Annotated in this window: 15 protein-coding genes; 8 read left to right on the top strand and 7 right to left on the bottom strand. The window is 39.9% G+C overall.

Going from position 1 to position 11970, the window contains the following annotated elements:
* Positions 1 to 44: 44 nt before the first annotated feature.
* From G3567_RS06440 to rpe, 3 genes are read right to left on the bottom strand one after another with little or no spacing between them, the layout of a single operon-like run.
* The gene (locus tag G3567_RS06440; protein WP_164004509.1) at positions 45 to 956 is read right to left on the bottom strand and encodes a hypothetical protein; all 912 of its coding nucleotides are present in this window, start codon (positions 954 to 956) and stop codon (positions 45 to 47) included.
* Between the two features lie 48 nt (positions 957 to 1004).
* Positions 1005 to 1964 (bottom strand): YpdA family putative bacillithiol disulfide reductase, encoded by a 960-nt coding sequence (locus G3567_RS06435; protein ID WP_164004508.1) that lies wholly within the window; start codon positions 1962 to 1964, stop codon positions 1005 to 1007.
* 2 nt (positions 1965 to 1966) lie between these two features.
* Positions 1967 to 2629 (bottom strand): ribulose-phosphate 3-epimerase, encoded by a 663-nt coding sequence (rpe, locus tag G3567_RS06430; RefSeq protein WP_164004507.1) that lies wholly within the window; start codon positions 2627 to 2629, stop codon positions 1967 to 1969.
* A 119-nt stretch (positions 2630 to 2748) separates the two neighbouring features.
* On the opposite strand from rpe, the gene G3567_RS06425 reads away from it, so the two are divergent.
* The 3 genes from G3567_RS06425 to G3567_RS06415 are packed head-to-tail and all read left to right on the top strand — an operon-like array spanning position 2749 to position 4523.
* On the top strand, positions 2749 to 3072 hold the full coding sequence (locus G3567_RS06425; protein ID WP_164004506.1) for a DUF6122 family protein: 324 nt from the start codon (positions 2749 to 2751) through the stop codon (positions 3070 to 3072).
* 43 nt (positions 3073 to 3115) lie between these two features.
* Positions 3116 to 3904 carry a hypothetical protein gene (locus tag G3567_RS06420; protein WP_164004505.1) on the top strand — a complete coding sequence of 263 codons (789 nt, stop codon included), beginning with the start codon at positions 3116 to 3118 and terminating at the stop codon, positions 3902 to 3904.
* 4 nt (positions 3905 to 3908) lie between these two features.
* The gene (locus G3567_RS06415; RefSeq protein WP_164004504.1) at positions 3909 to 4523 is read left to right on the top strand and encodes a deoxynucleoside kinase; all 615 of its coding nucleotides are present in this window, start codon (positions 3909 to 3911) and stop codon (positions 4521 to 4523) included.
* A 130-nt stretch (positions 4524 to 4653) separates the two neighbouring features.
* On the opposite strand, the gene G3567_RS06410 is transcribed toward G3567_RS06415, so the two are convergent.
* Positions 4654 to 5043: a pyrophosphohydrolase domain-containing protein gene (locus G3567_RS06410; protein WP_164004503.1), complete on the bottom strand. Its 390-nt coding sequence runs from the start codon at positions 5041 to 5043 to the stop codon at positions 4654 to 4656.
* A gap of 37 nt (positions 5044 to 5080) precedes the next feature.
* Here G3567_RS06410 and G3567_RS06405 point away from each other — a divergent pair, with 37 nt between their 5' ends.
* A complete protein-coding gene (locus G3567_RS06405; protein WP_164004502.1) occupies positions 5081 to 5311 on the top strand; it encodes a hypothetical protein in 231 nt (76 codons plus the stop codon).
* 120 nt (positions 5312 to 5431) lie between these two features.
* A complete protein-coding gene (locus G3567_RS06400; protein ID WP_164004501.1) occupies positions 5432 to 6358 on the top strand; it encodes a 2-hydroxyacid dehydrogenase in 927 nt (308 codons plus the stop codon).
* 35 nt (positions 6359 to 6393) lie between these two features.
* Here G3567_RS06400 and crcB read toward each other — a convergent pair whose 3' ends face one another.
* The 3 genes from crcB to pepT all read right to left on the bottom strand — a co-directional run bounded on the left by crcB (position 6394) and on the right by pepT (position 9168).
* Positions 6394 to 6774 (bottom strand): fluoride efflux transporter CrcB, encoded by a 381-nt coding sequence (gene crcB / locus G3567_RS06395; protein WP_164004500.1) that lies wholly within the window; start codon positions 6772 to 6774, stop codon positions 6394 to 6396.
* A 2-nt stretch (positions 6775 to 6776) separates the two neighbouring features.
* Positions 6777 to 7811, bottom strand: a complete 1035-nt coding sequence (locus tag G3567_RS06390) for an AraC family transcriptional regulator (protein ID WP_164004499.1) — start codon at positions 7809 to 7811, stop codon at positions 6777 to 6779.
* A gap of 121 nt (positions 7812 to 7932) precedes the next feature.
* A complete protein-coding gene (gene pepT, locus G3567_RS06385; protein ID WP_164004498.1) occupies positions 7933 to 9168 on the bottom strand; it encodes a peptidase T in 1236 nt (411 codons plus the stop codon).
* Positions 9169 to 9278: 110 nt separating this feature from the next.
* Between pepT and G3567_RS06380 the strand changes: the two genes are divergently transcribed.
* The 3 genes from G3567_RS06380 (at position 9279) to G3567_RS06370 (ending at position 11932) form a co-directional block, all read left to right on the top strand.
* Positions 9279 to 10301, top strand: coding sequence for a quinone-dependent dihydroorotate dehydrogenase (locus tag G3567_RS06380; protein WP_164004497.1), 1023 nt, complete (start codon positions 9279 to 9281; stop codon positions 10299 to 10301).
* A gap of 5 nt (positions 10302 to 10306) precedes the next feature.
* Complete coding sequence (locus G3567_RS06375) at positions 10307 to 10924, top strand: LysE family translocator (protein ID WP_164004496.1); 618 nt, start codon at positions 10307 to 10309, stop codon at positions 10922 to 10924.
* Between the two features lie 144 nt (positions 10925 to 11068).
* Positions 11069 to 11932 (top strand): hydroxymethylglutaryl-CoA lyase, encoded by an 864-nt coding sequence (locus G3567_RS06370; protein WP_164004495.1) that lies wholly within the window; start codon positions 11069 to 11071, stop codon positions 11930 to 11932.
* The last annotated feature ends 38 nt before the right edge of the window (positions 11933 to 11970 follow it).

Below are 11970 nucleotides of genomic sequence, written 5' to 3'. Positions count from 1 at the left end.
ATGATTTACTTCAATATAAAATTTAAAACGAAAATCGCAAATGCTTAAGCTTTGAGTGTTTTATTCAGTTTGAAATATTGATTGTAAATGTAAAGGATTAAAACACCAAAGCTTACGGCTACTATAATTAATATAGTATTGATGATGTTATCTGCAGAGAATGATAATTTGATGAGAATGGTTGAAATTACAAATCCTGAATTGCGTATAACTCTGCTGAATTCTTCGGTTTGTAAGAATGAGAAGAGAAGTAACAGTACATCAACGAGGATTAATACGGTAAAAAAATCATCAAAAAATATAGTGTTTACAGTCTTGATGGAGGTAGAGGTGTAATCGGTACCCGTGAGTGAATCATAAAACCAGGACCCAAAAGAAAACAAGGCCAGAACTGCAATAGCCGGAACTAAAACGGTTGCAAACACTTTTTTTACCTGGATGTGTGATTTCGTTTTGGTAGTGATTTTTTCCTTCTCCGCTTTATTTTTAGAATTCAATCTGTAGAATTGAAATATCAAAAAGAACAGAATTAACGTAGAGACAAGGTCAATGGTAAACTGAATATCTGCCTCTATGGAAAACCAGTCTGAAGAAAACTGTAAATTGGATAAATCATAGAAAATTTTCCGAATCAAAATGAGGGTAATGATTTCGTATTGCTTGCCGATGTAGATGGTGATGGACTTAGGGAGATAAAATACAAGCAGGTAAACCTCATAGATCAGAATAATCGAGAAGGGTGTGTAGATGGCAGAAATTGGACTAATGATCAGATTACCGTCATATCCCCCAAAATCGATAAGGTTAAAGTCAATCAGTCCAATTATGACCAGATGTATCAGGAAACTGATGATAGCGGTAATAACGATTACCTTTTCCAGTTTCTCTTTGAGGGTTTCAGAAAGAACGAAAGAATTTAAATGAGAATAATATCTGCTTAATCTGATCTTTGGCATATCTAAATATAGTTAAATTCTTAAAACAGAACTTTGTACAAACCTTAATTAAGATTTAATATCCTCCATAATCATTTTGGCGTGTATTCTGGAGTTCTCGATAAACCACTTGTGAGTTTCCATACCGCCACAGATAACACCGGCCAGATATATACCATCGATATTGGTTTTCATGGTTTGTTTATTGTATTTAGGAATAGAAAGCTGGTCATCACTCAGCTCAATCCCCAGTTTTTCTAAAAACGCGAAATTGGGTCTATATCCTGTAAGGGCTAACACAAAATCATTGTCCAGGGTCTGAATTTTTCCCTCTTTATCTTTAAACTTGACGTAATCCTCTCCGATTTCGGTAAGTTCTGAATTGAAAAAAGCCTTGATGCTTCCTTCCTCTATTCTGTTAATCACATCGGGTCTTACCCAGTATTTCACGCGTTCACCGATTTGTTTCCCGCGCACAATCATGGTGACTTCAGCTCCTTTTCTGTAGGTTTCCAGGGCAGCATCCACAGACGAATTGCTTGCGCCTACCACCACCACTTTTTGGGTAGCGTAGTAATGTGGATCCCTGTAATAGTGTGTCACCTTGTCTAAATCTTCTCCGGGAATATTCAGGTAATTGGGAATATCATAAAACCCGGTAGCCAGTACCAAATTTCTAGACTGGTAAGTAGATTTTGACGTAGTGGTCGTAAACACATGGTCCTTATTTTGGACGCCCTCTACTTTCTCAAACAATTGAATATGGATTTGTTTGGATTCCACAATTCTTCGATAATATTCCAAAGCCTCTTGTTTGGAGGGTTTAGGATTGTTACTCACAAACGGAATATCGTCCAGTTCCAGCTTTTCAGAGGTGGAGAAGAAAGTCATTTTGTCTGGATAATTGTAAATGGAATTGACCAGTGTTCCTTTTTCTATAATGATGTAAGACAGGTTTTTCTTCTTCGCCTCCAAGGCGCATGCAATCCCTATGGGACCGCCTCCAATAATCAAAACATCATATAGCATGCTTAGTTGTTTATTAAGTTCTTTAAATCTTGGATAGTTTGCTTTGGGTCTTCAGCCTTAAAGACAAAACTGCCTGCTACCAATACATCTGCGCCCATGCTTACCAGTTCTTTTGCATTTTTATCGGTTACCCCGCCATCCACTTCAATTTTGGTAGACGCATTTTCTTCTTTTATCAAAGCTTTAAGCTGCTTGACTTTATCAAAGGTGCGTTCAATGAAATGCTGACCGCCAAAGCCGGGATTTACACTCATCAGGCAAACCATGTCAATATCGGTGATGGTATCTCGCAGCAATTCAACGCTGGTGTGGGGATTTAAGGCCACTCCAGCCTGCATCCCGAGTTGTTTGATAGATTGCAAACTCCTGTGCAGATGTGTACAGGCTTCATAATGAACCGTAAGCATATTCGCGCCCAGATCTGCAAATTCCTTGATGTAACGATCCGGATCTACAATCATCAGGTGGACATCTACAAATTTTTTGGTATGTCTGGTCATGGCTTTCAAAACGGGCATTCCGTAAGAAATGTTTGGCACAAAAACACCATCCATAATATCGATATGAAACCAGTCTGCTTCACTATCGTTGATAAGTTCTATATCGCGCTGCAAATTTCCAAAATCTGCGGCCAGTAGAGAGGGGGCAATAAGTGGGTTGCTCATGAGATTGTTTTCGTGCAAAAATAAGATTTTAGTTGGGTTTAAGGACAATATATTTGGTAAAACGCCTTGCGTTTAAGAGGTGTTTAACTGTATTTTGCAGGAATATTCAAGAAATCAAAATGTGGCAAACTTTAGTTCACTACACCAATCATTTTATAGTTATTCTGTTCATCGCCTGGGTTTACAGCCCGAGGCATTTTTGGAAGGCCTATTTAATTTTGCTGTCCACCATGCTTGTAGACCTCGATCATTTGTGGGCTGTTCCCATTTTTGACCCCGACCGCTGCAGTATAGGTTTTCATGCCTTTCATTCTGAAATTGCCATACTCATTTATGTGGTAAGCCTGTTTATCCTCAAAAACAAATGGCTTAAACTCTTTTGCATTGGCCTTATCTTTCACATGATCACCGACGGCCTCGACTGTTTGTGGTCGGGAATTTGATTCACAAGGCTTTATTTGCTATATTTCACAACATCAATTTTCCATGAATCGTTTTTCTGTCTTTTTTCTTCTGAATCTGTTTGTCCTGGCTTTATGCGCGCAACCCTCCAGCTTTAAGCTGATAGAAAAACAGACTGTAGATGCCGATAAATTCTGGGGTGTAGATACCTATGAACACCTCTATTTTTCTAAAAACAATGTGTTTTACAAAACGGAAAATCAGGAGGAATTTCAATTTCAGGATTTACAGCTAGGCGAACTTGAAGCTGCAGATTTATTAAATCCGCTTAAAATTCTTTTGTTTTATAAAGAGGCCAATACCCTTGTGATTTTGGATAACCGTCTCAATGAAATTGATCGTGTGAACTTTAATTTTATACCGGATTTCAAAACTGTTGATTTTGCCGGAATTTCAAAGGATAATCTATTCTGGATTTTCAATGCTGAAGTGCAGCAGCTGGAACTATTTAATCAGGAATCCTTAAGCACAAGACGTTCTTCACTTCCACTCACTAAAGAAATCCTGGGTTTCCAAAGCAATTACAACTACGCCTGGCTCAGACATGCTAAGGGCCTTTCAAAATTCAACATCAACGGAAGTCTTATCGATGAAATTGAATTTGAAAATGCTGTGTCCTTCAATATTTTTAAAAATCAGGTGATGGTTCAGACTGAACATTATCTGGAGTTATTCGATAAAAATCCAGAATTTAAGATCAGGTTCAAAAAACCTGAAATTAGCTTCAATCAATTTTATTTCAATGGTGAAAACCTCTATATTTACAGCGATAAAGTACTTTACAAGTACCAATATAACATAGTAAATAACTGATTTTATGCACGTTGCAATCGCTGGAAATATAGGAGCTGGAAAAACTACGCTGACTAAACTTATCGCCAACCACTACAATTGGAAAGCCGAATATGAAGATGTCATCGAAAATCCCTTTCTACAGGATTTTTATGAAGACATGAAGCGCTGGTCTTTCAACTTGCAAATCTATTTCCTGAATAGCAGATTTAGACAAATTCTTCAAATCCGGGAAAATAAATTAGACATTATTCAGGACCGAACCATTTACGAAGACGCTTATATTTTTGCTCCCAATTTACATGCGATGGGTTTGATGTCCAATCGGGATTTTGAAAATTACTCGTCTCTGTTCGATCTCATGCTATCTGTAACAGAATCACCGGACTTGTTGATTTATCTTAGAAGCAGCGTTCCTAATTTGGTCAAACAAATCCAGAAAAGAGGCCGGGAATACGAAAACTCTATTTCGATAGATTACCTCAATAAGCTTAACGAACGCTACGAAGCCTGGATACAAACCTATGATAAGGGTAAATTACTCGTTATAGATGTAGATGAACTGGATTTTGTAGACAAGCCGGAAGACTTCGGTGTTATCCTGAATAAAATCGATGGTGAAATCAATGGCTTGTTTTAAACGTAGAAGCAATCCCCAGCCCCTTCGGATTAGAGGAACTAAACACTATTCGCCATAAAGTCACAGAGAACACAGAGTTAAGCTTTGTGACTTCAAGACTCAGAATCTCACCAACACAGCAACTAAAAAACTACTCCCCTTCAATAATCCTTTTCAGTTCCGGCCTGAAATAATTCGGTCCTTTTAAAACTTTTCCGTCCGCTCTGTAAACGGGCTTAGCATCCTCTCCGAGTTTGCTCATGTTGCTGCGATGGATTTCCTCGAAGACTTCTTCGATTTTGTGCTGCATCCCGTGAGAAAGGATAGTGCCGCATAAAATGTAAAGCATATCCCCAAGGGCATCGGCGACTTCTGTCAGGTCCCCCTGGGTAGCGGCATCTAAATATTCTTCATTTTCTTCACGCATAAGTTTGTAGCGCAAGATATTTTTTTCGAGTCCTAAGTCGGCTTTTCGAGTTTCTGAAACATCCAAGCCAAAAGCTTTATGGAATTTTTTTACTTGGTCTAGCGGTTTTTTCATAAGAATAAGAAGTATTTTTGTGTAAAATAAAACATTTATGTTTACTCCAGGTCGCATTGCCTTCATCATTTTTTTTGTAGTGGCTTTCGTCTCTATTTTGATTTACTCCTACATCAAAGATAAAGGCTTACATAACAAGTATTATAAAGGAACTTTGTTTGTTTTATTAGGCTTCTTTATTTTCATCATCTCACTGGTTTTTCTCAGATTTTACTGGAGAGAAGAATCCCTCCTGAACCTGATTAAACAGATGATGGGCGGCTCCTAAAAAGATTTGCCTTGCGGGCATCTGTGTCCTTAGGCCAATTCAGAATGTACACTGCTTAAAGCAGCCAGAAGTTAAATACAAACGCGTTGAAGCACATCTTCGATTTAAAATATAAAATACATGTCCATAGTTTTAGTTAGTACCGCAAGAGCTCCTGAAAAGTGGGCTTCTACATTGAAAGAAAAAAATAAATCTCTTGACATCCAAATTTACCCCGATGTCGATAGACCTGAAGCTGTAGAATTTGCCATCTCCTGGAAACATCCCGAAGGGCTTTATCAAAACTATCCCAACCTGAAGGTTATTGCCTCCATGGGAGCCGGAGTCAATCATATTTTAAAAGATGAAGATCTGCCGGAAGGTGTCAAAGTCACCAGAATTGTAGACGACCAGCTGACTAAAGACATGAGCCATTTCATCCTGTTACAGTGCCTGGCGGTTTCCAGGAATCTGTTTACCCATCTTCAGAGTCAGTCGTCCAAAACCTGGAAAGTGAAATCCTATCAAACACCAGAAAAAACCAGTGTTGGTATTATGGGATACGGGGTTTTAGGGCAAGCCGCAGGAAACGTGTTGAAAGCCAACGGCTTCGACGTTTGTGGTTATGCAAATTCTTCCAAAACCGTGGATGGCATCCAAGTCTATGCTGCGGAAGAGCAGGAAGAATTTCTGAAAAACACTCAGATTTTAGTGTGTTTACTCCCGGTGACCTCCGAAACCAAAGGTATTTTAAACCTTGACGTCTTTAAACAACTCAAGCCGGATGCCTACCTGGTGAATGTCGCCAGAGGCGAACATGTGGTGGAAGCCGATTTGATTTCAGCCATAGACCAAGGCATGCTCAAAGGAGCAAGTTTGGACGTGTTTCAGGAAGAACCCTTACCGGAATCTCATCCCTTTTGGAATCATCCCCATGTACATATCACTCCGCATGTGGCCAGTATGACCGATCCGGAATCTGTCGCAAATCAGCTATTGGAAAATTACAAGCGCATGCAGAATGGTAAACCCCTGATGAATGAAGTGGATGTAAATAAAGGCTATTAGCTGATTGCTTTACAGTGCAAGTCTTCAACCAAGCATCAGGCTTTTACCCTCATGATCAAAACGCCTATAAAAACAGCGAGTATCCCGAGGAACAGGCTGCCTAATCCATACCAAATGAAATCTGCGTAAAGGTTGTTTTTGAGGAGGTTAAGGTTTTCTGCTGAAAAGGTGGAAAAGGTCGTGAATCCACCACAAAAGCCTACGACTACTAAAAGTTGAAGGTTGGGGTAGGGGGTTTCAGATTTCAACAGCCAGCCCATGAATAAGCCGATAAGCAGGCTACCCACAATATTGACGGTAAAGGTGCCGTATAGATTGAGTTTGGAGTCCAGTTGCTGATTTACAAGTATAGAAATCCAGTAGCGAAGCAGACTGCCCAAACCACCTCCAAGAAAAACAAGTAATGCCGCCTTCATGTCTATTCGAGTATGGGAACGTAAAAATTAGTGACCAGTTCGGCTGGACTTACAGTTTCTGTGGCATCGATTTCAAATTCTAAAAAGGGTTTTAGAAATCTGTTGATGACCAGGTCTCTTTTTTCAATAGTAGCTTCGCTAATGGACAAAAGCTGTTTGAGGTTGACATAGTCACCACGGAGCTGAGTTTTGAAGTAAGTGCCTCTGGAGATGGGCTTAGATAAAACCTCAAAATAATCCGGAATAGCAACGGGGGTTTCTGTCCCGATTCCTGATGAAAATATGAGACTGTTTTCATCCTCGTAAAAATTTTCGAAAAGTATGATTCTTCCCTTAGACTCCTTAAACTCCTGTTCCTGCATGAAGTTCTCAACACTTTCAAAGATGGGTCGGGATTTATCGAGTATGCTTTCGAAGTTCAGTCGGGCTGCTGAAGTGGCATGGATCAAATGAAACCCACCTGTAACAACCTTGCCAACGGGTGATATGTCGTAGACTGATATTTCCTTATGAATAGAGTCTTCAAGTCTGCTCAGACTTTCCTTTATGGCGTTTTCAGCGATTTCTATATGTGATTTTCCTTTCAGTATGTATTCAGCTTTTTGCATAAAACTGGCATCCGAATAGAGCTGAACGGCAATAATTGAGTTTTTTTCTGAAGACACAAAGGTCCAGTTGATATCCATTTCAGAAGAGCTCAGCCAGGTTTTTAAAACGAGCTGTTGAATTATAGAATCTTCCGTGAACCTTTTGTTTTGAAAATTAATAGCTTCAAACCTCTCATTTTGCCAGGAAAGTGTCGTGTTTTCAAAATTTTCCGGATTGCTGAGTCTCGGCTTTGAGGTGGATTCTTCAGGAAAGGAAAACCAGGTCTCGTAGGTGGATAAATCCTGTATTTTTATCTGAAAAAGTTCAGCCTTAAGCGGGGTTTCAAAATTGATTGATTTTTCACCAGGAACACTTATGGTAGCGATATACAGCGATCCTACAACAAAAACGAGTAAAATGAGCAGGAAAAGGTATTTAAAGAATTTCATGTATGTGTATTAAATCTCTAATATACTGAAAAAGACTTAGGGTTAAAAGCTATACATAAATTATTGCCTCAATCCCTTCTTAATAAAGCCATTTCTGAAGTCCTGTTTACGCAAAGTATGTTTATTGTTTTGCTGTAAGCTCTGCGATTTTGATGATGACTTCTGTCGCTTTTACCATGCTTTCCAGGGGAACGTATTCGTATTTCCCGTGGAAATTGTGTCCGCCGGCAAAAATATTGGGACAGGGCAAGCCTTTATAACTCAGTTGCGCACCATCGGTCCCACCGCGTATTGGTTTGAGGATAGGCGCTATGCCCAGTTCTCTCATGGCCTGCTCGGCGATATCCACGATATATTTCATAGGCTCGACCTTTTCTCTCATGTTGTAATACTGGTCTTTTACGTCAATGCTAATGTCGGCTCCTTCCAGAGTATTGTTCATTTTCGTGACAATATCCCCCATGAGCTGCTTTCTAGCCTCAAATTTATCCTTGTCGTGATCCCTGACGATATACTTGAGCTCCGTAAGTTCTATATCGCCTGAAATTTTAGACAGGTGGAAAAAACCTTCATAGCCTTCCGTTTTTTCCGGTACTTCATCTTTAGGCAAAACATCGATAAATTTCTGAGCCATATACATGGAATTCACCATTTTATTCTTGGCGTAGCCGGGATGAACGCTGGTTCCCTTAAATTTTAAGGTAGCTGATGCCGCATTGAAATTTTCATATTCCAATTCTCCAATTTCACTACCATCCATGGTGTAGGCATACTTGGCACCAAATTTTTCAACATCAAAATGATGTGCGCCTCTGCCGATTTCTTCGTCTGGAGTAAAGCCAACGCGTATTTCTCCATGTTTTATTTCCGGGTGGTTCACCAAATATTCCATCGCGGAGATGATTTCGGTGACACCAGCTTTGTCATCTGCACTGAGCAAAGTTGTTCCGTCGGTGGTGATGAGGGTCTGGCCTTTGTAGCGTTTGATTTCTTCAAAATAACTTGAAGACAGCACAATGTTTTTGTCTTTATTTAAAACGATATCTCCTCCGTCATAATTTTCATGGATTTGCGGATTGATTTCGGAAGCTTTAAAATCTGGAGAGGTATCATAATGAGAAATAAACCCAATGCAGTCCACGTCATGCTCCACATTAGAGGGGAGCGTAGCCATGATGTAAGCTTTGTGATCTATGCTAACGTCTTTCAAACCTATGTTTTTCAATTCATTTTTGAGCAGATTGGCGATGTTCCACTGTTTTTCCGTGCTTGGTGTGGTATCGCTTTTGGGGTCGCTTTGAGAATCTATTTGGATGTAGGTCAGGAATCTTTCGAGCAGCTTTTGAGAATTGATCATGTACTGGTTTTAATTTTTTACAAAAATATGAATTTGAAGCCATTAAACCTTTTAGATTTTCATTGTCTTAGTAAGATTTACTCTATTTTTGCAACAAAATTCCAAAGTAGATGTATAAGCAGATTTTAAGACCCTTATTATTTCAATTTGATCCGGAAGCTGTACATCATTTTAGTTTCAACGCTTTAAAACTGGCTTACCGTTTTCCTGGAGTCTCCCATCTGCTTAGGAAGACATTCGCTTTAGAAGATAAGCGTCTGGAAAGAGAAGTCTTTGGGCTTAGATTTAAAAATCCTGTGGGTCTTGCTGCGGGATTCGACAAAAACGCCGAGCTTTATAAAGAACTGTCCACGCTAGGATTTGGGTTTATCGAAATTGGGACAGTTACCCCCAAAGCCCAGGCGGGTAATCCTAAAAAAAGATTGTTTAGACTGAAAGAAGATTCAGCCATCATCAACAGAATGGGATTCAATAACGAGGGTGTAGATGAAGCTGTTAAGCGGTTGAAAAGCAACACCAACGTTTTAATCGGTGGGAACATCGGGAAAAATAAGGTTACCCCAAACGAAGAAGCCGTGCTGGATTATGACTACAATTTTGATGCTTTATTCGATTATGTCGATTACTTTGTAGTCAATGTAAGTTCACCAAACACGCCCAATCTGAGAGCACTTCAGGATAAAGCGCCCCTGACTCAGCTTCTCAGTCATCTGCAAACCAAAAATAAGAAGAAGTCAAACCCCAAGCCCATTTTGCTTAAAATAGCACCAGATCTCACCGAGTCTCAGCTTTTGGATATTATTGAGATTGTAGAAATCACCAAAATTGACGGGGTAATTGCGACCAACACGACGATTTCAAGAGCAGGCTTGACCTCCGAAAACAAAGAGGAAGCTGGGGGGTTGAGCGGTATGCCCTTGAGGAAATCATCTACCGAGGTGATTCGATTTTTATCAGAACAAAGTAACAAAGCCTTTCCTATTATTGGAGTAGGAGGCATCATGAGTCCTGAAGATGCTTTAGAAAAGCTGGAGGCGGGTGCAAGTTTAGTTCAGCTTTACACAGGCTTTGTCTACGAAGGCCCGGGACTTGTGAAAGCCATCAATCAAGCTATTTTGGATAAAATGTCCTGAACCTTATGTTAGAGCAACTTATCCCTTTTTTAATCGCCTCTATTTTACTCACACTTTCGCCTGGACCCGATATCATTTATGTGCTTTCTCAAAGCCTTGTGGGCGGCTATAAAAAAGGGATGGTAATTGCTTTGGGTTTGGTTTCCGGAATCCTCATTCACACCTCTCTGGTTGCTTTTGGAGTTTCCTTGATCATCAAAAATTCTGAACCTCTGTTTTGGAGTATCAAAATTGCTGGCGCCCTGTATTTGTTTTATCTGGCCTATATCGTGTATTCCTCCCCGCCCCAAAGTTTTGCTCCGGATAAGAATGAGGTATCCAAAACCTTAGCGTTTTCAGATTTTAAAACCGGCTTTATCATGAATATCCTCAACCCTAAGGTCACGATTTTTTTTCTCGCTTTTTTTCCGGGGTTTTTATGGGATACAGAAAAAGATTTGATTTTCCAGTTTTACACTCTAGGGGGTCTGTTTATGCTTCAGGCGTTTATTGTTTTTAGCTTGGTCGCAGTTCTTTCTGACCAACTTTCCGGCATGTTATTCAAAACCTCCAGGTCCTATTCCTTTCTGAAATGGTTTCAGATATTCACATTTGTGGCGATTGCCATTCTGATTTTACTTTAGTTCCCTGAGGCTGAGTCATAAGCACAGGTATTTGAATTTATCTTTTTAGTGCAGAAGCTAAAGTGAAAGGGATCACAAATAATTTTATAATAAACAAATCGGCTTGCATTTTTGAAAATGCCTTAAAACTGTATATTTGGTCTCATGAAATCAGTCAAACTTATCGAATGTCCCAGAGATGCTATGCAGGGCATCAAGCCTTTTATCCCGACCGATGAAAAAGCAAAATATATCCAATCCCTTCTGAAATGTGGTTTTGATACCATAGACTTTGGAAGTTTCGTATCTCCCAAGGCCATTCCGCAAATGCAGGATACTGCTGAAGTCCTGTCTATGCTGGATTTATCTCAGACTCAAAGTAAACTTCTGGCGATTGTGGCAAATACAAGAGGAGCTGAAGATGCTTCGAAGTTTCCGGTAATCGATTATCTGGGCTATCCATTTTCTATATCTGAAAACTTTCAAATGCGTAATACGCATAAAACCATAGCTGAATCGGTCGACGTCTTAAAGTCGATTCTAGACATTGCTCAGGCTTCCGACAAATCGGTTGTGGCGTATCTATCTATGGGGTTTGGTAATCCCTACGGCGATCCCTGGAGTACCGATATCGTTGGGGAATGGACAGAAAAACTAGCCGATCTTGGGGTGAAGATCCTCTCACTTTCAGATACAGTAGGGAGTTCAACTCCGGAGGTGATCGAAGATTTGTTTTCAACACTTATCCCCGAATACCCGAACATGGAGTTTGGCGCCCATTTGCACACTACACCAGATGCCTGGTATGAAAAAATTCATGCGGCTACGCAGGCCGGCTGCAGACGCTTTGATGGAGCGATTCAGGGATTTGGCGGCTGTCCGATGGCAAAAGATGACCTTACCGGCAATATGCAAACCGAGAAAATGCTGTCCTACTTCAATTCGAAAAACATTGAAAACTCAATTCGCATGACGAGTTTTGAATCTGCTTACAACAAAGCTTCAGATTTGTTTTCGAGATATCATTAATATACTTTTTGGAAGATTCCTCTCTTTTTTGCCTAATT

It is taken from the genome of Psychroflexus aurantiacus (assembly GCF_010820555.1).
In the GTDB taxonomy this organism is placed as follows: domain Bacteria; phylum Bacteroidota; class Bacteroidia; order Flavobacteriales; family Flavobacteriaceae; genus Psychroflexus; species Psychroflexus aurantiacus.
This window is presented reverse-complemented; position numbering and strand designations above follow the sequence as displayed.